Here is a 19,219-nt window from a genome sequence, read left to right on the forward strand (position 1 = left end):
TGTCCTTTCCGTCCATTTTCGTAAAAGAAAATCAGTTTATTGAAGGAGTTAGCGATCATTTATGTAGCTTATATTAAAAATAGGAAAAATCATAAGGAGAGATGAGCATGAAACTAGTAGTAATCAATGGAAGTCCGCGTCAAATGGGGAAAACTGGAATCGTTGCAGAATATATTGCGAAGAATTATGGAGCTGAGCTAATTGATTTAAGCAAGCCCGCATTGCCGCTATACAACGGGGAAGAAAGCCAAAATCTGTTACCGGCTGTTATTCGCCTGCGTCAGCTCGTTCAACAAGCTGATGGTGTTGTTCTTTGTTCTCCGGAGTATCATAGTGCGATGAGCGGGGCTCTAAAAAATGCGCTTGATTTCTTAGGAAAAAACGAATTTGAGCATAAACCAGTTGCATTAATTGCTGTTGGTGGAGGAGGAAAAGGAGGCATAAATGCTCTCAATAACATGCGAACGGTTATGCGTGGTGTATATGCCAATGCAATTCCTAATCAGCTTGTGCTGGATCCGGTAAGCTTTGCAGAGAAAAGTTTGACAGCCACAGCAGCGGAACAGGTTGATGTGATTATAGCGACTCTGACTCGTTATATGAAGGCCTCCAAATGGCTAAAGATAGATCATGAATAGCCTCTATCGGGATCGCCGCTTGCACTATTTGTTACTAGCCAATACCTTTTCATCTATTGGAACAGGGATTACGATGACAGCTATTCCTTGGCTTTTCGTTCAAAAAAGCGGCGGCGAAACGGCGTTCGGATATATGACAACTGCGATAACGATCATGATGTTTTTGTTGACGCCATATATCGGGATGTGGATCGACCGTTTTTCTCGGAAGAAAATATTGCTTGCTGGGGAGGTAATAGGATTTTCCATCTCGTTACTCTTTGCTTTGCTTGGAAGAGCAGGAGAATATAAAGTTTGGCATTTAGCCGTTTTGTTTGCAAGTGGCTCCCTTTATTATTTTCTTATTTATCCAACCTTGTTTGCTTTCAATCAAGAATTATTTGTTAAGGAGCAATATAAACAGTTAAATGGAATGATGGAAATTCAAGGTCAGTTGGCGACGGTCATATCTGGAGGAGCGGCAAGCGTAATGATTGACCACATTCCATTTTCATGGATTTTATCGCTTGATGCACTGACCTATGTACTGGCCTTTTTGTGCATATGGCTGATTCCGTACAAACGTTCTTTTGTTGAGAGCAAGGATCAATCATTGTTCCGCGAAAAGATGCTCGAAGGATATCGCTACATGAAGGAGAGACCATCGTTATTTTGGTTCCTTCTCGCTTCATTTATGCCGTTTATTGGAGTCATGATGACCAATTATCTTCATCCCATTTATATTGCCGATGTGCTGAAGCAAGGCAGTTCCGTATATGGCATCCAAAGTATGGTGTATGGAATTGGAGCCGCTATAGCTGGACTGGTGACTCCTATTTTATTGAAACGCATGGCGATAGAAAGAAGTGTCGCTTTAAGCGTCGGTATTTATGCAGTTAGTATCACGATGTTTCTTTTATGTCAACAGACGGCGATCTTTTATGTACTTGTGGTTCTTACGGCGTTTGCCAATGCGGGGGCAAGAGTAGCGCGCAGTTCATTGATGATGGAAAGCATCCCCAATGATAAAATGGGTCGAGTGGACAGTTTGTTCCGCGCTTTAGGATTTATGATCCGGACTCTATTGTTAAGTGTGTTTACAGGCGCTGTTGCGGCTCAGCATATTTTGCTTCCGTATGCCATATTAAGCATCTTATTAATCATTTCTACTTTGGCTGTGATAAAGTTTTCCTCTCCAGTAAAAAAAGAGCATCATCTGTCTATTTAGAGAGGGAACTTCACACACTAGGATTTGCATCAATATGGAGTGTGGGCCGTTTTTGATGAAACAACACCGCTTTATAAAACGATCAATAAAATTAAAAGCGGCATGTTTGGCCGCAAACTTTTTATCAAAAATGCGCGGTAAATCGAGTAATTTTATCTGGTATAAAACATGCTAACAAGGAAGGGAAATCCCTTCCTTGTTTTTATGGAGAATAATGTATATATGGCTCATCTCCAATATCGTACTCCCTCTCGCTCATCTCTAAAGCATGGTCAATGTATCGCAGCAAGGAGGTGAGTCGTCGCTGAATGACAGAATAATCATACTCAAAATTATAAGCATGAAGAAAATGTTCAATTTTTTTGGAAAGCAAATCATCTTGTGTACGTACCATTAAAATAAGCAGATGATCCCATTCGGAACGGTGGGTGTAGTATAACGCTTTATCATAATCCATTGTGTTCAATGTGCATGCCTCCTTCATCGAGGAGCTATTGTTAGTTTATGATGTACAGCGTATTTGTTGTGGTGTAAATGTTGTTCAATGAGGTAAAAAATAATTATAAACGAAAATGGTATAAAATAGTTGTTAGAAATGTTGCAATTTTGTGACAAAAATATTATCCTTAAAGAAAGGGGATGATAAATATGAATACACGGTACGAAGGGAAAGCGATTACACAAATGTGTAAAATGATGGCTTCAGTAGGGTTGATCGTTGGATTTGCACTATTTTTACTAAGCTTCATTGCAAACAATTACAATAAAGATTTCTTTCTCACCATTATTAGCTTAGGGATTATGGGATCGTCCATGTTTATGTTTGGATTTGGAACATTTATGGGGATTTTAACCGACACCTTTCAAAAAGGAGAAGCGAAGCCTTAAGCGATTCTGCTGAGATGATTTTCACGATAGCACGCCAAAAGCACAAGGGTGCCCAATATTAAGCGGGATACCCTTGTGCTTTTATGATGCATTTTCCTTTGTTGTTATGCGCTGGTAGTAAACATAACCGGCAATCAATAAACCAATCATGAGGATGCCAAGAAGGTAGAGGCTGTAATGCTCCATATAATGCCGTATATTTCTCCAATCTCTCCCTAATATCCTTCCAAAAGTGGTAAAGGTAAATACCCAAAAAAAAGCGCCTGTATAAGCGTAAGCGGCAAATTTTTTAAAACGGTATTCATTCGTTCCGGCCAGAAATGCTGAAACATGCCGAATCCCGGGAACAAAATAGCCGATAAATAAGAGGAAAGGTCCCATTTTAGCGAAGAGAACTTTTGCTTGCTCAATCCTCTTCTCTGACATATGCATTTTTGGACCAAATTTGTGCAAAAACGAGGTTCCTAAGCGTATACCTAAGTAATAGCTGACTGAGATGCCGAGGAGCGCACCGATGAAGCTGCAGCCTAGTGCTGCCGGATATGACATGGCACCTGTAAAAACGTTATATCCAACATATGTTAATAGTACTTCATCAGGAACAGGGAGGCCAATGACTCCTCCTGCTAAAGCAACCATAATGCCAATGTAGCCGAATTGCTCGATAAAATGATGTAAATGCTGCTCCATCTAATCACCGCACTTTTTATTTTTAAATTTGTCCCTTCCCAATTATAAACGATTTCAACAAGCAAAAGAAATATACGAGTGACAATGTTAACTTTTCCTTGTGTGGAGTGGAATGTTTAACATACTCCACCAAGAAGTCTCCCGCCTCTTAACGGATCATGGGTGGGAGAGGGTCATTCGTCTATTTTAGGTGATATATCCACCATTGGATTACAAAAAGAAACGAGGGGTCTATTTTTTGGCTGTTGCCTGTCCGCCAAAATCGGTCATTATCTGTTCGTTAAAGAACCAACATCTTGAACTTCTATATCAAGAAGGCTTGTCCATGAGCAAAACCGCCAAATTCTTTATTGCAGCTTATATCCAGATATATGGATGATCCACCCTCTCTAAACAGAGTGTAGGCGGGGGCATAAGATGGAAGCTGACGCTTTTAGCATCAGCTTCTTGCTTGCTCAAGGGCTAAGATGGAAAAACGAAGCGCGTGCTCGATTTCATCGGTCATTGCGCGAAAGAACACATCGCGGATATGCTGATCATGGGTCGAAAGATAGGTGTTTCGATATTGTTCATATGCTTCAAATTCGTCTTCTCGAGCTATTTTTAATCCTTCAGCAAATGACGAAAAGGTTTTCGACTCAGCTTGATAAACAGGTTGTGCACCAAACAAGGAGATGTACAAATGAACAAATTGTTGTAAATGCGCTTGTTCATCTTTCAACGCATGAGAGATGTATAACTTTTCTTCGTTTGTCTTTGCCAGCTGCATGAGCTGGGTATAAAAATGAATAGCGGTAGCTTCTCCTTTCATTCCATTTAATAAATCGTTTGCTAATTTTCGGATACTGCCTGTTTTAGGCTGTTCACGATAATAAGTAGCATATGGATCATAGTAGTACAATAGCTTTCCCCCCCTTTCTCTTCGCTTTATGATATGCGCGGAGAAAGAGGAGAGTGTATTTTTGAGCGGCAGATTTTGTGTATGTTTGCACATGGCTCATTGTCTATTTTTTTGCCGCTTAGATTGTGTGTCATGAAGATCATTCCTTTATTTATGCTGGTGTTTTTGTTGATTTTTATGCGTATATTCATTGAAACAATGGCCCATATTAAAATCGTTATCAATTTCAAAAGGGAGGACAAGTGCAATGGATGTAAGAAGGGCGCGAGAAATTGCTGCATCTCCGATCATGGCCGACGTCACTTATAACGGAGAACGCATTTATATTGAACAAGTAGATGAACAAAATGAAATGGCGGTTGTTTATCCGTTAGGAAATCCAAATCATAAACAACGGGTATCCGTATCAAGCTTACACGAACATTAAAAAGCAAGCTAGAAAAACACCACATTCACAGTGGTGTTTTTTGTTTGACTTTTTCAACTACAGTATGTAGGATATAACTACATATTGTAGTTGAGAGGAGGATAAAGATTGAAAATCAATCATTTTAAGATGAATGAAGAAGGTTTAAAACGTTTCTTTGGAGCATTGGAGTCACAGGTCATGAATTATATTTGGACAGCAGGAGAGGTTACGGCTAAAGATGTTCAACAGCATATTTGCCGGGAAAAGCCAATCTCGATCAATGCGGTGATGACCGTCATGAACAGGCTAGCGGATAAAGGCCATCTTCGTAAAGAAATGAGGGGAAGAATAGCCTATTTTACTTCCATTCAAACGAAAGAGCAGTTTTTGTCCGAGCAAACGAAATCAGTCGCATACGGTTTAATTGAAGAGTTTGGCGGACTGGCTGTAGCGCATATGGTGGATGCAATTCGTGATTTAGATCCTTCTTTGCTGGAAAAATTAAAGGAAAAATTAAACGAATCTAAAAGAGGGAAGAATGAATGACTTTAAAAAGCAAATCAACTCTTGTATTTGCTAGTGTGGTTTTGTTTGCGGCATTAACTCTAGCCGAAATAGCGCTATTTTTATTTCATCATTTTGCGGCCATTGTGCTTGAGTGGTTAAAATACCCATTTTCCATGACAGCCAACGATAAGAATGTTGTATTTGCAACAGCTCTAAGTCTGTTTTTTATTTTTTTATTAATAAAAATGATTGGGAATATGGGGAAGCAACTGTTTCTATCTAAAAAGTGGTACACGGCGTTTTTGCTTTTGGCAGATGAAGTTCGTACTCAGCATATGAACGTTAAGTACCCGGAATTGGGCAATCGAATTTTAGTGATTAAGAATGAAGAGTTTATTGCACTGACGATTGGTTTCATAAAGCCTAAAATCGTGCTATCCACTTTTGTTATCGAACATTTTTCAGAGGCGGAACTGCGCGCTATCTTGTTTCATGAACAATTTCACGCGATGCAGCGAGATCCGTTAAAACTTATGCTGATAAAGACGGTTTCTGAACAACTAGGTTACATTCCTCTTATCAAGCACCTTGCACAATATTACCGCATTTCACGAGAATTGCTTGCTGATCAACACGCGATGAGAAAAATGAAGAACAGCACTCCGCTTGGAAACGTCCTCTTAAAAGTAGCGGAAATGGGAGAACATGAATTGTTAAATGAAGGAGCGGCGCATTTTGCTAAATCACCGCTGAATTATCGCATTATGCAAATGTTGGAACCACAAAAGGATATTGCGTTCTCTTTTTTCCATAAAAAGTTATGGCCTGTTTCTTTGGCACTGTCGGCGGCTAATGTGTATATTTTTTTGGAGTGTGCCGTCAGTTTAGCATTTTGCCATACATTCTTTATTTGAGGGGAGAAAGAAGCGAAATGAGAAAAAAAATATGTTTCACTCTTATGGCGATTTTTATATCAGCCAGTGGCTGCAGCCAATCAAACAACAGCCATGAAAGCGAGCAAATGCATCACGGAGATCAGCAGCAGGGCGTGGCTCATAACGAAATGCACGAGCACATGAGTAAAGAAAATCATGCGGCTACGCAAATGGTTTGGAAGTTTGCGGAAAAGCCTCTGAAAAGCAATGAACAAGCCCATTTAACGATACAAATTCAGGATCAAAAAGGGAATCCCGTTCAAGATTTTGAAATTCAGCATGAAAAACAGATGCATCTGATTATCGTAAGCAGCGATTTATCGTATTTTGATCATCTGCATCCTAAATATAAAGGTAACGGCTTATTTACAACGGCCGTCACGTTCCCAAGCGGTGGCGAATATCAGCTGTATGCTGATTATGTTCCAAAAGGGGGAGATCCTACAGTTAAAAATGATGATGTTGTCGTTCAAGGAGAAAAGGCAAAGGCTGTTCCGCTTCAACCGGACGAGCATTTAACTAAAGTGGCAGAGGGAAAAGAAATTACGCTGTCTTTTGATAAGCTCGTAGCTGGACAAGAGGCGACATTGACATTTCGTTTAAAAGATGAAAAGAGCGGCAAGCCTATTCATTTACAGCCATATTTAGGTGCCATGGGACATGTTGTCATTATCCGAAAAGGAAGCTATGATTATTTGCACGCGCATCCGATTGACGAACAGGCCGAAGGATCAGAAGCTTCATTTATGGTCCAGTTTCCTAAAGACGGAATTTATCAAGTTTGGGCACAGTTTCAACACGAAGGAAAGGTGATTACTGTTCCGTTTACGGTGAGCGTTTCTTCATAAGAGGACAGTTTATAGGCATGCCTTGTTTCTAAAAGCTTGGGTGGATAAACAAGCGATCTACACGTATCAAATGCTCTTTTTTCTCATACATTTAGGATAAGAGAAAAAGGAGGAGATGCGCATGAGGCAAGGCGAGTTGAAAGAGCTAGAACGGGCGATTGCGGAGATTACGGAGATTGCTGAAGGCTTTGGCTTAGACTTTTATCCGATGCGATATGAGATTTGTCCTGCTGACATTATTTATACATTTGGCGCCTATGGAATGCCGACACGTTTTTCTCACTGGAGCTTTGGGAAACAATTTTACAAGATGAAGCTTCATTATGATTTAGGGCTGAGTAAAATTTATGAGCTAGTTATTAATTCCGATCCATGCTATGCATTTTTGTTAGATTCGAATTCATTAATTCAAAATAAATTGATTGTCGCTCATGTCTTGGCCCATAGCGACTTTTTCAAAAATAATGTCCGCTTTAGCAACACAAAACGAGATATGGTCGAAAGCATGGCTGCGACGGCAGAGCGGATTAAACATTATGAACACCAGTATGGAAAATTAGAGGTGGAAAAATTTTTAGATGCAGTCTTGGCTATTCAGGAGCATATTGATCCATCTCTGCTTCGGTCGAAGCTGTCGTGGACGCTTGCGGATACAGAAATTGAAGAAGAGGAAGAGGGCGTAAAGCCGACTCCATATGATGATTTATGGTTGCTCGATGAACGAAATAAATCCACCGCTCCCCCGCGTAAAAAACGGCGAAAAATTCCGCCGCAGCCGGAGAAGGATGTGCTTTTGTTTATTGAAGAATACAGCCGCGAGCTGGAAGAATGGCAACGCGATATTTTAACAATGATGCGGGAAGAAATGCTCTATTTTTGGCCGCAGCTTGAAACAAAAATTATGAATGAAGGCTGGGCGTCCTATTGGCACCAGCGCATTTTGCGGGAGATGGATTTGACGAGCGATGAAGCGATTGAGTTTGCTAAGCTCAATGCGGGAGTTGTCCAGCCGTCGCGCACAAGCATAAATCCGTATTATTTAGGGTTGAAAATATTTGAAGATATCGAAGAACGATGGAATAATCCAACAGAGGAGATGAAAAGAAGGGGCGTTCAGCCGGGATCAGGGCGTGCCAAAATTTTTGAGGTGCGCGAGCTTGATTCAGATATTTCCTTTCTCCGCAACTATTTAACGAAAGAGCTAGTGATGCGTGAGGATATGTACTTATTCCAAAAACAAGGCAAGGATTATAAAATTGTTGACAAAGACTGGGAGCATGTTCGCGATCAGCTAGTCAGTACTCGTGTGAATGGGGGATTTCCATACATTACCGTTAATGACGGAGATTATATGCGCAATGGCGAATTGTATTTAAAGCATTGGTATGAAGGAATTGAACTTGATATTAAATATTTAGAAAAGGTGCTTCCTTATATTTATCAGCTTTGGGGACGAACCGTTCATATGGAAACAATTGTTGAAAATAAACCGGTACTGTTCACATATGAAGGGAAGACGGTGCATCGGAAATTTATATAATGAACAAAGCTACTGGCAGTTGGGCACCCTAATTGTTAGATAGATCTAGCAATTAGGGTGCAATTTTTATGGGAAAATATCAATCAGGCTTAACCGTGGAAGGAGGGATGAGGAACATCGAGGTTGAAGACGAGGCGGTTATAGATTTGACTTCGTTATTTATTGAAGTGTATGACAAAAATCTAAAAAGTACTGTTTCAGCCCATTTTCCGGTTTTGTGCGGCCATCTGATCGTGAAAAAAATGCAAGCTTATCTATGCATCTATATTAGGGGCTGGTGCAAGGGACATTAGTATATACGAGATTCTAGCCATATTCCCGTGAGAACTTTCGTTAAAACGCAATCGAAAATTGGTAAAATGATCTTAGGATTGAACCCTATTTTTTTCTCATGTATAGTACAGGAAAGAGCGGGAGGTGCGCAATATGCAAGCGGAGAAAGAACGAGTCGCTACTATTGACTCAAAATATATTCAGCAGCATTTGGCAAACGAACGAACCTATTTAGCGTGGATTCGAACGGCGATTGCTATTACCGGTATCGGTTTTTTAATCATTAATTTACATATCAAATCTTCTTTCCATACGTTGCCGAATGCAGCTGTGCAATGGATCGGCATACTGTCGGTACTGGCTGGAGTCAGCACCATCATTTTTTCAACTGTCAGCTATTTTCAAAAAGCGAAACAAATTAATGAACAAACCTTTCGGACATCAAGACCGTTGATTCTCTTTTTATCAACTTTAATGTTTGCAGTTGTGGCCATGTTTGGACTGTATTTTTTTGCTGTTCTTTTATAATCAGCGATCCTTTTTATATGGATGTAACCGATTTTTGGATGATGGGCCTCGTATGATTTGGCGCAGTTAGCTTTCTAGAAAGAAGGTTATGAAAGGGATACTGTAGCGAAAAATAGATCCCGCATTTATTATTTAGCTGTTAAAGCTAAAGAAATCTGTCCATTGTTGTGAATCGTCCGAAGTCTTAATCAGCAGAAAAATACAATGTCAAATGTTGTGCTTATTCATTTGTTGCTGATTTCCGTCTTTTAGTGCATAAGATTTTAGACGTTCATACGCTGACACATTGTTGTTTTCAGATCAGGCCCCTAGTTTGTTGTTGATAACTGAGGGAAAACAACATTGACATCACACAATATTTATTTTACTATATACCTATATAGGTAATATACATGTATGGGTATTTATTTTTGAAAAGGAACAGTACAAGAATGAGACATCCAATGTCTTGCATATCAAGTGACAATGGATGAGCTGGTCCTTAAAAAGAGTATTTGGTTGATGGCACTGGTGTTGTTGGAACAACAGCATTCTTAAATTTTGCGCAAGACGCAGACATTACTTTAGTAAATGGATGGAGGGAAAAACATGAATCATGTAACCGTGTATACGACGACGACATGTCCTTATTGTGTGATGCTCAAAAATTTTTTGCAGGAGCAGGGGGTTCCATTTAAAGAAGTGAATGTCCAACTTGATCCAATAGCGGCGAAGCGGCTTGTGGAGACAACAGGACATACAGGAGTTCCACAAACAGAAATCAATGGAAAATGGGTACTAGGTTTTGATCCAGAAACCATTATGTCGCTGATTAGTCAGCCATAGGTCATGCAAAGAAGCGGGACAGCCTCATCGGTTGTTCCGCTTAAATGATGATATATGGAGCAACGCGATGCAAGTGCTTGAATATATACCTTTATAGGTATATAATTAAAGATATACATGTTATAATGTAAAGAAAGCAATGCTTTTGAAGATAAATGAAGATCAGCAGGCTAATCAAGGGCTAAAAAGAGGTGAATCAAAATGGACTATAGCAAAGAAATCAAAAATCGCCTTAAGCGAATCGAAGGACAAGTAAAAGGTGTGATCAGCATGATGGAGCAAGGAAAAGATTGCAAAAGTGTAGTTTCTCAGCTAGCCGCTGCCAGAAATGCGATCGACCGGGCCATGGCGGTTATTGTGAGCACGAATTTAGAGCATTGTATTCGAGAAAATATTGAAAAAGGAGAACAGACGGAGCAGCTTGTAAAAGAAGCAGTAGAGTTGTTAGTAAAGAGCCGATAAAATAAGGTGTCAACTCTTTAAAATAGGAGTTGACAAATTTTTTGCATCGCAATAATATACATATAGGGGTAATGGTAAAAATGAAAATAAGGAGGAACTAACTAATGAATATTGCAAAAGTCGTTGATGCCAAAGGATTGTCATGTCCAATGCCTCTTGTGAAATCAAAAAAAGCTATCGATCAGCTTGCTTCTGGTGAGGTAATAGAGGTGAAAACAACGGACAAAGGTGCGAAAAAAGATTTAGCCGCATGGGCACAAGCAAGCGGACATCAGCTGATGGATATGAAAGAGGAAAATGGCGTATTTACATTTTGGATCAAAAAAGCATAATTATTTTTTTGTAAAAAAATATACCTATACATGTATTTGTGAAAAGGAGGAGTTAGATGGCGGATAACAAGAAAAAAACGACGATCGTTTTATTCAGCGGTGATTACGACAAAGCCATGGCGGCCTATATTATTGCCAATGGCGCTGCGGCGTATGATCATGAAGTCACCATTTTTCATACATTTTGGGGGCTCAACGCGCTTAGAAAAGATGAAGCAATCCCTGTCCAGAAGAGCTTTTTAGAAAAGATGTTTGCGAAAATGATGCCGCGAGGGGCAGATAAAATGGGACTTTCCCGAATGAATTTTGCGGGAGTTGGACCAAGGCTTATTAAAAGTGTTATGAAAAAGCATCACACGATGCCTCTTCCGCAGCTGATAGAAATGGCGCAAGAGCAAGGAGTCAAACTTGTTGCTTGTCAAATGACTGTCGACCTTCTAGGGCTTACGCAAGAAGAGTTGATTGAAGGTGTTGAGTTTGCTGGGGTAGCTGCTTACTTGGCAGATGCTTCAGAAGGAAATGTGAATTTATTTATTTAAGGTGAGAATCATGGCACAAACGATCATTAATACCATTCTTTTCTTACTGATCGCATGGTTTTTCGCAAGCCGCTTTCTTCCGGCTAAAGGTGTGCGAACGATCGCTGCGGCTGATTTAAAAAAAGAATTAGGCAATAAAAAAGTGCAGTACATTGACGTTCGAACACCGTTGGAGTTTCACGCTCATCATATTCATGGATTTAAAAATATTCCGCTTCACGAATTGAAAAAGCGTGCTCATGAGCTGTCAAAGGAGCAGGAAGTGATTGTAATTTGCCAAAGTGGCATGAGAAGCACGAAAGCAAACAGGCTGTTAAAGAAGCTAGGATTTCAGCAAGTGACGAATGTGAGAGGCGGCATGAATGCATGGCGCTAGAAAGCATGGGGAGGAAAAAACATGAAGGAAATAACAGCAAAAGAAGTGGAGCAACGGCTTAAAGGCGGGCATCGCCTGCATATTATTGATGTTCGCGAAACAGAAGAGGTAGCAGCGGGGGCCATTCCAGGCGCACTGAATATTCCGCTCGGACTTCTTGAGTTTCGGATGAACGAGTTATCAAAAGATCGAGAATACGTGATCGTTTGCCGTTCAGGAGGAAGAAGTGCAAAAGCTGTACAATTGTTAGAACGCTATGGATATAAGGCAGCAAACATGACAGGTGGCATGCTGGCATGGGAGGGGCCTGTCAAGCAATGGGAGGAGAGCAGATGATTCATGTAAACATGACGGTTGATGCGAAAGGACTATCATGTCCAATGCCGATTGTAAAAAGCAAAAAGGCCATCAACGAATTACAGCCGGGTCAAGTATTAGAGATTCAAGCTACAGATAAAGGTTCTAAAGCTGATATTAAAGCGTGGGCAGAAAGCACAGGACACCAGTATATTGGAACGATGGAAGAGGGGAACGTGCTAAAACATTATATTCGTAAGGCAGGTGAAAATGAGGAAAAAGAGCAACCACAATTTCCTCATATTATTTCGAACGAAGAGTTGCTTGCACGGTTAAATGAAGCGAACACGACTGTTTTAGATGTTCGGGAACAGGCAGAATATGCATTTGGACATATTCCTGGTGCGCTTTCGCTTCCGCTTGGAGAATTGGAGCAAAAAATGGACCAAATATCAAAAGAGAGCCATGTGTATGTGATCTGTCGAACAGGAAACCGCAGCGATCTAGCGGCGCAGAAGCTGATGGAATATGGATTTTTACATGTATGGAATGTAATTCCTGGCATGTCGCAGTGGACAGGACCGTTAGAGAAGGAACAGATGTAAGCGAGAGGGATTTGGGGGATTTCATCATACGATAAGGGAGGATTTTGGTTATGAAGCAAATGACTGTAAAAGAATTAACAAGTAAAGTGTTAAAGAAGGAGCACGTCTTTATCTTTGATGTTCGCAACGAAAGTGACTTTAAGGATTGGAAAATTGAAGGGAAAAATTTTGCGTATTTAAACGTTCCTTATTTTGAATTAATAGACGGGATCGAAGCAGTAGTGGATCGCATTCCAAAAGATCAGGAAGTCATCGTGGTTTGCGCGAAAGGTGGTTCATCTGAGTTTGTAGCAGAACAGCTTGAGGAGGCTGGATTCCAAAATGTCTTTACACTTGTCGATGGGATGCAAGCATGGAGCGAGCATTTGCATAAAGCGATGGTATATGAAGATGAAAACATGAAGGTGTATCAATTTATTCGAGTCGGTAAAGGTTGTTTGTCATATATGGTTATTTCTGGAAAAGAAGCTTTAGTTGTCGATCCTTCTCGTTTTATTGATGTGTACGAGGATGTAGCGAGGGAAGAAGGAGTGAATATTACCCATATTGTCGATTCACATTTGCATGCCGATCACATTTCTGGAGGTAGAGAGCTAGCAGAGCGGACAGGGGCGAAATACTATTTAATGAAAAGCGAAGGAGCGGTCTATCATTTTGAACCGTTAGAAATGCACGACACGATTGATTTTGAACAGGTTCAATTAGAAGTGCTGGCGGTGAAAACACCGGGACATACTCCAGGGAGTGTTTCGTTTTTTGTCAATCATAAGCTGCTCTTTTCAGGAGATACGATTTTCGTAGGCGGATTGGGACGACCGGATTTAGGAGGAAAAGCCGCGGAATGGGCGCTTGATTTATATGATACGGTTTACGAAAAAGTAGCGGCTATTGCGGATGATGTTGTGGTGTTGCCAGGCCATTATGCGAGTTTGGATGATGAGATGAATGGTGCCGGCTTTGTAGGAGATACACTTGGGAATATTCGTGCCCGCAATGAGATGATGCAGAATCAATCAAAAGAAGAGTTTGTGGAAATGGTAGTACAAAACGCCAATAATGAAACACCGCCAAACTTCGAGGAAATTGTAGCCATTAATCGTGGTTTAAAGGAAGCGGATGCTGAACAACAGCAAGAACTTGAGATCGGACCTAATCGCTGCGCGCTACACCATACACATTAAGCGGTAAAAACGCATGGGGGTACGCATAAAGTACCCTTTCTTTCTTTGATAAAGGGGGATTTATCAAGTGGACATTACGCTTAATTTTATTATTGTTATTTTTCTCATTGGCTTTATCGGTTCTTTTATTTCAGGAATGGTGGGGATCGGCGGTTCGATTATTAAGTATCCAATGCTGCTTTACCTTCCGCCGCTTTTTGGGTTGGCCGCGTTCAGCGCTCATGAAGTATCTGGAGTAAGTGCGGTGCAGGTGTTTTTTGCCACCATTGGCGGTGTATGGGCCTATCGAAAAGGTGGTTATTTAAATAAAAAGCTTATTCTATATATGGGTGTTAGCATTTTAATTGGCAGCTTTATTGGTGGATACGGCTCAAAATTTATGACAGGCGCAAGCATTAATCTTGTTTATGGAGTGCTTGCAGCGCTCGCTGCAATGATGATGTTTATTCCTAAAAAAGGAATTGATGATGTTCCGCTAGATCAGGTTACTTTTCATCAATGGCTTGCAGCGGGTCTTGCATTGATGGTTGGAATCGGGTCAGGCATTGTAGGGGCAGCTGGTGCGTTTTTGCTAGTTCCCATTATGCTTGTTGTGCTCAAGATTCCAACAAGAATGACGATCGCTTCTTCGTTGGCGATTACTTTTATTTCTTCGATTGGATCCACATTTGGTAAAATTGTGACAGGACAAGTTGACTTTATCCCGGCGCTGATTATGGTTATAGCAAGTATAATCGCCTCTCCGCTGGGGGCAAAAGCAGGGCAAAAGATGAATACAAAAGCGCTTCAAATCATTTTAGCGGTTTTAATTTTAGGAACAGCTATTAAAATTTGGGGAGAAATTTTGTAAAAAAGGCAGTTGGATAAGGTGGATGCTTTGAAGCGTAAATGACAACAGCTTGCCGTATTAACAATTAAAAGGATTTTCCCTTTATAACGGGACAATGAGATTGCCTCTTTGTTCATTTTTTATAAAATGGATAAATATCCATTTTATTTCTTTTTTTATATTTTTTATATTAATTATTATTTGATATTTATGATAAAAAGTAAAATATTTTTATTTAACCACTTGCTTATTTATCTCGAATTTAAATATTATTAAATTAAAATAAATCAAAGGAGTCTTCATTCATGAGATCTACGATTCATCCGAAAGTAGAGATTGGCCATGTTCATTTACGTGTCGCAAAGCTCGATCGCTCCATTCATTTCTATACGAAATGGATAGGGCTTCAACTATTAGAGCAGAAAGGAAACTTAGCGGTGCTAACAGCTGACGGGATCACGCGGCTTATTGTATTGGAGGAAAGCAGCGATACAGTAAGGAAACCGCCGCGAACGACGGGCTTATATCATTTTGCCATTTTAGTTCCCGATCGTTCTACCCTAGCACGTGTGCTGCTTCATTTGCTGAAGGTAGGTTATCCGCTGCAAGGCGCATCAGATCATCAATTCAGCGAGGCGGTGTATTTGGCTGATCCAGATGGAAATGGCATTGAAATTTATGCTGATAGGCCAAGAGAGCAATGGGAAAAAGCAGAAAACGGCGAATACAAAGGGGTGACCGAGTCACTTGATGTAGAGGGATTGCTAGCAGAGGCAGATCACGCTCCTTGGACAGGATTGCCGCCAAAAACGAAAATGGGTCATATTCATTTACATGTTGCCCATATGCATGAAGCAGAACAATTTTATCACCAAGGTTTAGGATTTGATATTACAATTCGCATGGACAATCATGCATTATTCGTTTCAGCTGGAGGGTACCATCACCATATTGGATTGAATACATGGATAGGTGTAGGAGCTCCGAAACCGCCGGAAAACGCGCTTGGTTTGCGCTTGTTTTCTATCGTTTTTCCGCATGAAAAGGAGCTTGAAAAGGCGATTGAAAGCTTGAAAGCAATAGGGGCTAAAGTTGAATGGACAGGAACAGAAGCAGTAACAGTCGATCCGTTTGGAAATCGAATTCAATTAAGAGTCCAGAAAGCATGATGTTGAAAATAGGAATAAAAAAGCAGAGGCTACCTGCTTTTTTATTTTGTTAAGGCGTTCGGGTTGAAAAATTGCTATAAGAAAGCCGTTTTAATGAACCGAAAGAATCATCGAAACGGTTAGTGAATATCGGAAAACCAGCATGGATTTATTGATAGAGCCTCCCTTACTTTGTGGAAACGAATTTTCATTGAACCGAAATAAAAAAATATAATTGACAATGATAATCTTTATCAAATAGAATGATTATTGATAATGATTATCATTCGTTTTTAGAAAAGGAGATTGTCATGATGAAGGTAATCATGGTGTATACAAGCATGACAGGAAATACAGAGGAAATAGCAAATGCCATCTTAGAAGGAATTCAAGAAGAGGGAATAGAAGTGGAGGTAAAAGAGGTGCTGGATGCGAGCGCAGATGAGCTGGAAGCGTATGATGGCATTTTATTGGGAGCATATACATGGGGAGATGGAGAGCTGCCGGACGATTTTCTTGATTTTTATGATGAAATGGATTCCATTCATTTATCAGGAAAAAAAGCAGCTGTATTTGGCTCGTGTGATTCCGGCTATGAAAAATACGGAGCCGCGGTTGATATTTTAGTGGAAAAATTACAGGAATTAGGGGCAGCTGTTGTGCTGGAAGGATTAAAGATTGAATTGGCACCGACTAGTGAAGAAAGGGAGAGTTGCAAACAGTTTGGCAAGCAATTTGTCCAAAAAATGCTAACTGAGCCAAGTACATATTGACAGTCTATAGCCAATCGACTATTATAAGGGTGTAAGCATATAGGAAAAATGCGCGTAAAAGGGGAGTAGCTTTTACAGCAAAGTCGTCAGTTCAGGGTGGCATATACCCTCGGCTTTGTTGGCAACGGTGATGTTGTTAGCAAGACCTTTACCGAACGATGGTAAAGGTCTGTTTTGATAGAAGGCCTTTACCATAACGGTAAAGGTCTTTTTTCATTACATGAAGAAAGGAGGAAGAGAATGAGAAAAGCCTGGAAAAAAGCGAGATTGCTTTTTCACACTTATCGCTTGATCCCATTTTTAGTTGGATTTTTTTGTTCTCATGAAATACCGCTTTCTAAAAAGATGACATATGTGCTGATCATATTTGCCTACTTTGTTTTTCCGTTTGATCTGCTCCCTGATTGGTTAGGTATTTTTGGTATTTTTGATGATGTGGCAATTTTTATGTGGATTTTGCAGAAAATGATAGAAGCATCGCCACATCACTTAAAGCGTAAATACGGAGTGTAATGGAAGGAGGAAATGCTAAATGGAGTTATTTTCAATGGAGTTTTGGTCCGCTCTTTTATCTATTATCATTATCGACTTAGTATTAGCTGGAGATAATGCGATTGTAATCGGGCTGGCGGCACGCAATTTGCCAAAACAGCAACAAAAGCAAACGATTCTATGGGGGACGGTTGGAGCGATTGTCATTCGCGCCGTGGCAACCCTGGCTGTTGTATGGTTATTAAAAATTCCAGGTTTGCTGCTAGTCGGTGGAGTTTTACTCATCTGGATTGCCTATAAGCTATTGGTGGAAGAAAAAGGGCATGAAGTGCAGGCAGGGAAAAGCATGTGGGAGGCGATTCGAACCATTATTATCGCTGATGCGTTAATGGGTTTAGACAACGTATTAGCAGTAGCAGGAGCTGCGCATGGTAGCTTTTTATTAGTCGTTTTGGGATTGCTCATTTCGGTTCCAGTCGTTGTGTGGGGCAGTACCCTTATTTTGAAATGGGTGGAGCGTTTTCCAATCATTATTACAATCGGTGGTGCCATTCTTGCGTGGACCGCTTCAAAGATGATTGTTGATGAGCCGTTTTTAAAAGGATACTTTGCTAATCCTGTGATTAAATATGGTTTTGAGCTGCTTGTCGTTGCTGGAGTCGTTTGCGCTGGCATGATCAAAAAGGGAAAAGAAAATAATAAAGGGGAAGCTAAAGCCGCCAATCAATGATTGGCGGCTTTAGACTGTTGCCGAAACGCTTTTATCCGGCAGGGAGGCTTTATTTGTCTATTCGTGAACGCCTTGGTTTGATTTGTGTTTGCGTTCGGCTGTGTTTCTTGTCTGCCAAGCGTTTTTCAGTCCTTCTGATGCAGAAATAGAAATGACGGGATGTTTAATGGATTTTGTTTGCCGGCTCATCGGCCATGAATGATTGGCGGATGCTTTGTTAGAGCTCATCGAAGCCATTATCGACATTCACTTTTGTATATTGTCGCGATTTTTGTTCAAAAAAGTCGGATTTGCCTAGATCTACTTCTTCATAGGCTTTAATCCAGCGGAGCGGATTTGTCCGATAGCCTTCAAATGGACGCTCGAAGCCAAGCTGGTGGCAGCGGACATTCGCATAAAATTTAATGTAATCATGTAAATCCTCAAGATGAATGCCTTCAATATCATGGCCGATCATGAAGCTCGCCCATTCGATTTCTAATTCGGCCGCTTGAATAAAGGTTTGCTGAACAAATGCCGCTAAGTCATCTGTCCGATATTCTGGATATTCGCGCAGAACCTCTTGGAATATTTTTGCGAATAAGTCGACATGGATATGTTCATCGCGATTAATATAATTAATCATAGTGCTTGTGGCCACCATTTTTTGATTGCGTGCCAAGTTATAAAAGAAAGCAAAGCCGGAATAGAAGAATAAGCCTTCTAAAATGACATCATAGACAATGGATTTTAATAAATTTTCTACATTTGGCTGCTCGGCAAATTCTTTATATCCGTTTGTGACAAAATCGTTTCTTTTCCGCAATATAGGCTCATTTCGCCAAAATTCAAATACCTCATCTTGCTTTTGTTTTGGAACGAGGCTAGAAAGTACGTAAGAATAAGAATGATTATGAATGACCTCCTGTTGAGCCAGCATGATCATCAGCGCGTTGATGCTTGAGTCGGTAATGTAATCAGCAACCTTTCCTGCATAATCTGTTTGGATGCTGTCAAGTAAGGCTAGCAGGCCGATAATTTTTAAAAAAGCATCCTGTTCACGTGCGGTTAATAATGGAAATTGCTTGACATCTTGGGACATATTAATTTCAAATGGTGTCCAAAAATTGGCGAGCATTCGTTTATATTTAGCATATGCCCAAGGATAGGCAATATCGTCCCAATTGAGCACATTCGAGCATCGTCCGTTGATGATTCGCGTGGAACGGTTGGGCGCTTCAGGGTCCATAATGATTCGTTTCGTTAAAGCAGATGTCATCATAACTC

28 protein-coding genes are annotated in these 19,219 nt (G+C 40.4%); 23 read left to right on the plus strand and 5 right to left on the minus strand.

The window, feature by feature from the left end:
- Positions 1-107: 107 nt before the first annotated feature.
- Positions 108-638, plus strand: a complete 531-nt coding sequence (locus GRQ40_RS03375) for an NADPH-dependent FMN reductase (RefSeq protein ID WP_159719372.1) — start codon at positions 108-110, stop codon at positions 636-638.
- Positions 631-1,845 carry an MFS transporter gene (locus GRQ40_RS03380; RefSeq protein WP_080860448.1) on the plus strand — a complete coding sequence of 405 codons (1,215 nt, stop codon included), beginning with the start codon at positions 631-633 and terminating at the stop codon, positions 1,843-1,845. The genes GRQ40_RS03375 and GRQ40_RS03380 overlap by 8 nt, the downstream gene beginning before the upstream one ends.
- 202 nt (positions 1,846-2,047) lie before the next feature.
- Here GRQ40_RS03380 and GRQ40_RS03385 read toward each other — a convergent pair whose 3' ends face one another.
- A complete protein-coding gene (locus tag GRQ40_RS03385; protein ID WP_044745579.1) occupies positions 2,048-2,311 on the minus strand; it encodes a YhdB family protein in 264 nt (87 codons plus the stop codon).
- A gap of 182 nt (positions 2,312-2,493) precedes the next feature.
- Here GRQ40_RS03385 and GRQ40_RS03390 point away from each other — a divergent pair, with 182 nt between their 5' ends.
- Entirely contained in the window at positions 2,494-2,733 is a 240-nt protein-coding gene (locus GRQ40_RS03390) for a hypothetical protein (RefSeq protein WP_044745580.1), read from the plus strand.
- A gap of 81 nt (positions 2,734-2,814) precedes the next feature.
- On the opposite strand, the gene GRQ40_RS03395 is transcribed toward GRQ40_RS03390, so the two are convergent.
- Positions 2,815-3,423: a DedA family protein gene (locus GRQ40_RS03395; RefSeq protein WP_066147948.1), complete on the minus strand. Its 609-nt coding sequence runs from the start codon at positions 3,421-3,423 to the stop codon at positions 2,815-2,817.
- 439 nt (positions 3,424-3,862) lie between these two features.
- Positions 3,863-4,324 carry a ferritin-like domain-containing protein gene (locus tag GRQ40_RS03400; protein ID WP_044745582.1) on the minus strand — a complete coding sequence of 154 codons (462 nt, stop codon included), beginning with the start codon at positions 4,322-4,324 and terminating at the stop codon, positions 3,863-3,865.
- A gap of 247 nt (positions 4,325-4,571) precedes the next feature.
- On the opposite strand from GRQ40_RS03400, the gene GRQ40_RS03405 reads away from it, so the two are divergent.
- The 17 genes from GRQ40_RS03405 (at position 4,572) to GRQ40_RS03490 (ending at position 15,979) form a co-directional block, all read left to right on the plus strand.
- Complete coding sequence (locus GRQ40_RS03405; RefSeq protein WP_044745583.1) at positions 4,572-4,751, plus strand: small acid-soluble spore protein H; 180 nt, start codon at positions 4,572-4,574, stop codon at positions 4,749-4,751.
- A gap of 108 nt (positions 4,752-4,859) precedes the next feature.
- A complete protein-coding gene (locus GRQ40_RS03410) occupies positions 4,860-5,279 on the plus strand; it encodes a BlaI/MecI/CopY family transcriptional regulator (RefSeq protein ID WP_066147952.1) in 420 nt (139 codons plus the stop codon).
- Complete coding sequence (locus tag GRQ40_RS03415; protein WP_066147953.1) at positions 5,276-6,154, plus strand: M56 family metallopeptidase; 879 nt, start codon at positions 5,276-5,278, stop codon at positions 6,152-6,154. Before GRQ40_RS03410 ends, GRQ40_RS03415 begins: the two co-directional genes overlap by 4 nt.
- A gap of 17 nt (positions 6,155-6,171) precedes the next feature.
- Positions 6,172-7,023: a hypothetical protein gene (locus GRQ40_RS03420; protein ID WP_080860450.1), complete on the plus strand. Its 852-nt coding sequence runs from the start codon at positions 6,172-6,174 to the stop codon at positions 7,021-7,023.
- A gap of 121 nt (positions 7,024-7,144) precedes the next feature.
- Positions 7,145-8,563, plus strand: coding sequence for a SpoVR family protein (locus GRQ40_RS03425; RefSeq protein ID WP_066147960.1), 1,419 nt, complete (start codon positions 7,145-7,147; stop codon positions 8,561-8,563).
- A 68-nt stretch (positions 8,564-8,631) separates the two neighbouring features.
- Positions 8,632-8,856 (plus strand): hypothetical protein, encoded by a 225-nt coding sequence (locus GRQ40_RS03430; protein ID WP_066147962.1) that lies wholly within the window; start codon positions 8,632-8,634, stop codon positions 8,854-8,856.
- Between the two features lie 133 nt (positions 8,857-8,989).
- Positions 8,990-9,364, plus strand: a complete 375-nt coding sequence (locus GRQ40_RS03435) for a YidH family protein (RefSeq protein WP_044745586.1) — start codon at positions 8,990-8,992, stop codon at positions 9,362-9,364.
- 588 nt (positions 9,365-9,952) lie between these two features.
- On the plus strand, positions 9,953-10,189 hold the full coding sequence (locus GRQ40_RS03440) for a glutaredoxin family protein (RefSeq protein WP_044745587.1): 237 nt from the start codon (positions 9,953-9,955) through the stop codon (positions 10,187-10,189).
- Positions 10,190-10,390: 201 nt separating this feature from the next.
- On the plus strand, positions 10,391-10,651 hold the full coding sequence (locus GRQ40_RS03445) for a metal-sensitive transcriptional regulator (RefSeq protein WP_066147965.1): 261 nt from the start codon (positions 10,391-10,393) through the stop codon (positions 10,649-10,651).
- Positions 10,652-10,755: 104 nt separating this feature from the next.
- Positions 10,756-10,983, plus strand: coding sequence for a sulfurtransferase TusA family protein (locus GRQ40_RS03450; RefSeq protein WP_066147968.1), 228 nt, complete (start codon positions 10,756-10,758; stop codon positions 10,981-10,983).
- A gap of 56 nt (positions 10,984-11,039) precedes the next feature.
- Positions 11,040-11,522 carry a DsrE/DsrF/DrsH-like family protein gene (locus tag GRQ40_RS03455; RefSeq protein WP_066147970.1) on the plus strand — a complete coding sequence of 161 codons (483 nt, stop codon included), beginning with the start codon at positions 11,040-11,042 and terminating at the stop codon, positions 11,520-11,522.
- 10 nt (positions 11,523-11,532) lie between these two features.
- Positions 11,533-11,898, plus strand: coding sequence for a rhodanese-like domain-containing protein (locus GRQ40_RS03460; protein ID WP_159719373.1), 366 nt, complete (start codon positions 11,533-11,535; stop codon positions 11,896-11,898).
- 21 nt (positions 11,899-11,919) lie between these two features.
- Complete coding sequence (locus GRQ40_RS03465; protein ID WP_066147977.1) at positions 11,920-12,234, plus strand: rhodanese-like domain-containing protein; 315 nt, start codon at positions 11,920-11,922, stop codon at positions 12,232-12,234.
- Entirely contained in the window at positions 12,231-12,800 is a 570-nt protein-coding gene (locus GRQ40_RS03470) for a sulfurtransferase TusA family protein (protein WP_066147980.1), read from the plus strand. The genes GRQ40_RS03465 and GRQ40_RS03470 overlap by 4 nt, the downstream gene beginning before the upstream one ends.
- 50 nt (positions 12,801-12,850) lie before the next feature.
- Complete coding sequence (locus tag GRQ40_RS03475) at positions 12,851-13,981, plus strand: MBL fold metallo-hydrolase (RefSeq protein WP_082741657.1); 1,131 nt, start codon at positions 12,851-12,853, stop codon at positions 13,979-13,981.
- A 67-nt stretch (positions 13,982-14,048) separates the two neighbouring features.
- Entirely contained in the window at positions 14,049-14,831 is a 783-nt protein-coding gene (locus tag GRQ40_RS03480) for a sulfite exporter TauE/SafE family protein (RefSeq protein WP_044745594.1), read from the plus strand.
- A 284-nt stretch (positions 14,832-15,115) separates the two neighbouring features.
- A complete protein-coding gene (locus GRQ40_RS03490) occupies positions 15,116-15,979 on the plus strand; it encodes a VOC family protein (protein ID WP_066147986.1) in 864 nt (287 codons plus the stop codon).
- Positions 15,980-16,241: 262 nt separating this feature from the next.
- On the opposite strand, the gene GRQ40_RS18920 is transcribed toward GRQ40_RS03490, so the two are convergent.
- Positions 16,242-16,301, minus strand: a complete 60-nt coding sequence (locus GRQ40_RS18920) for a hypothetical protein (RefSeq protein WP_369815511.1) — start codon at positions 16,299-16,301, stop codon at positions 16,242-16,244.
- Here GRQ40_RS18920 and GRQ40_RS03495 point away from each other — a divergent pair.
- The 3 genes from GRQ40_RS03495 to GRQ40_RS03505 all read left to right on the plus strand — a co-directional run bounded on the left by GRQ40_RS03495 (position 16,282) and on the right by GRQ40_RS03505 (position 17,953).
- Complete coding sequence (locus GRQ40_RS03495; protein ID WP_369815512.1) at positions 16,282-16,731, plus strand: flavodoxin; 450 nt, start codon at positions 16,282-16,284, stop codon at positions 16,729-16,731. The two genes, GRQ40_RS18920 and GRQ40_RS03495, sit on opposite strands and share 20 nt — an antisense overlap.
- Positions 16,732-16,971: 240 nt before the next feature.
- Positions 16,972-17,244, plus strand: a complete 273-nt coding sequence (locus GRQ40_RS03500) for a YkvA family protein (RefSeq protein WP_066147989.1) — start codon at positions 16,972-16,974, stop codon at positions 17,242-17,244.
- Between the two features lie 19 nt (positions 17,245-17,263).
- A complete protein-coding gene (locus GRQ40_RS03505) occupies positions 17,264-17,953 on the plus strand; it encodes a TerC family protein (protein ID WP_066147992.1) in 690 nt (229 codons plus the stop codon).
- Between the two features lie 217 nt (positions 17,954-18,170).
- On the opposite strand, the gene GRQ40_RS03510 is transcribed toward GRQ40_RS03505, so the two are convergent.
- Complete coding sequence (locus GRQ40_RS03510; protein ID WP_044745600.1) at positions 18,171-19,211, minus strand: ribonucleotide-diphosphate reductase subunit beta; 1,041 nt, start codon at positions 19,209-19,211, stop codon at positions 18,171-18,173.
- Between the last annotated feature and the right edge of the window lie 8 nt (positions 19,212-19,219).

The sequence above is a fragment of the Anoxybacillus sp. PDR2 genome (assembly GCF_009834045.1).
GTDB lineage: Bacteria > Bacillota > Bacilli > Bacillales > Anoxybacillaceae > Anoxybacteroides > Anoxybacteroides rupiense.

Excerpts from the sequence above, each read along its gene's own strand:
- GRQ40_RS03375 (WP_159719372.1), top strand. The coding sequence starts at position 108 with ATGAAACTAGTAGTAATCAATGGAAGTCCGCGTCAAATGGGGAAAACT.
- GRQ40_RS03470 (WP_066147980.1), top strand. The coding sequence starts at position 12,231 with ATGATTCATGTAAACATGACGGTTGATGCGAAAGGACTATCATGTCCA.
- GRQ40_RS03490 (WP_066147986.1), top strand. The coding sequence starts at position 15,116 with ATGAGATCTACGATTCATCCGAAAGTAGAGATTGGCCATGTTCATTTA.
- GRQ40_RS03505 (WP_066147992.1), top strand. The coding sequence starts at position 17,264 with ATGGAGTTATTTTCAATGGAGTTTTGGTCCGCTCTTTTATCTATTATC.
- GRQ40_RS03500 (WP_066147989.1), top strand. The coding sequence starts at position 16,972 with ATGAGAAAAGCCTGGAAAAAAGCGAGATTGCTTTTTCACACTTATCGC.
- GRQ40_RS03465 (WP_066147977.1), top strand. The coding sequence starts at position 11,920 with ATGAAGGAAATAACAGCAAAAGAAGTGGAGCAACGGCTTAAAGGCGGG.
- GRQ40_RS03395 (WP_066147948.1), bottom strand. The coding sequence starts at position 3,423 with ATGGAGCAGCATTTACATCATTTTATCGAGCAATTCGGCTACATTGGC.
- GRQ40_RS03450 (WP_066147968.1), top strand. The coding sequence starts at position 10,756 with ATGAATATTGCAAAAGTCGTTGATGCCAAAGGATTGTCATGTCCAATG.
- GRQ40_RS03405 (WP_044745583.1), top strand. The coding sequence starts at position 4,572 with ATGGATGTAAGAAGGGCGCGAGAAATTGCTGCATCTCCGATCATGGCC.
- GRQ40_RS03510 (WP_044745600.1), bottom strand. The coding sequence starts at position 19,211 with ATGACATCTGCTTTAACGAAACGAATCATTATGGACCCTGAAGCGCCC.
- GRQ40_RS03390 (WP_044745580.1), top strand. The coding sequence starts at position 2,494 with ATGAATACACGGTACGAAGGGAAAGCGATTACACAAATGTGTAAAATG.
- GRQ40_RS03435 (WP_044745586.1), top strand. The coding sequence starts at position 8,990 with ATGCAAGCGGAGAAAGAACGAGTCGCTACTATTGACTCAAAATATATT.
- GRQ40_RS03430 (WP_066147962.1), top strand. The coding sequence starts at position 8,632 with ATGGGAAAATATCAATCAGGCTTAACCGTGGAAGGAGGGATGAGGAAC.
- GRQ40_RS03455 (WP_066147970.1), top strand. The coding sequence starts at position 11,040 with ATGGCGGATAACAAGAAAAAAACGACGATCGTTTTATTCAGCGGTGAT.
- GRQ40_RS03460 (WP_159719373.1), top strand. The coding sequence starts at position 11,533 with ATGGCACAAACGATCATTAATACCATTCTTTTCTTACTGATCGCATGG.
- GRQ40_RS03380 (WP_080860448.1), top strand. The coding sequence starts at position 631 with ATGAATAGCCTCTATCGGGATCGCCGCTTGCACTATTTGTTACTAGCC.
- GRQ40_RS03440 (WP_044745587.1), top strand. The coding sequence starts at position 9,953 with ATGAATCATGTAACCGTGTATACGACGACGACATGTCCTTATTGTGTG.
- GRQ40_RS03425 (WP_066147960.1), top strand. The coding sequence starts at position 7,145 with ATGAGGCAAGGCGAGTTGAAAGAGCTAGAACGGGCGATTGCGGAGATT.
- GRQ40_RS03445 (WP_066147965.1), top strand. The coding sequence starts at position 10,391 with ATGGACTATAGCAAAGAAATCAAAAATCGCCTTAAGCGAATCGAAGGA.
- GRQ40_RS03475 (WP_082741657.1), top strand. The coding sequence starts at position 12,851 with ATGAAGCAAATGACTGTAAAAGAATTAACAAGTAAAGTGTTAAAGAAG.
- GRQ40_RS03420 (WP_080860450.1), top strand. The coding sequence starts at position 6,172 with ATGAGAAAAAAAATATGTTTCACTCTTATGGCGATTTTTATATCAGCC.
- GRQ40_RS03415 (WP_066147953.1), top strand. The coding sequence starts at position 5,276 with ATGACTTTAAAAAGCAAATCAACTCTTGTATTTGCTAGTGTGGTTTTG.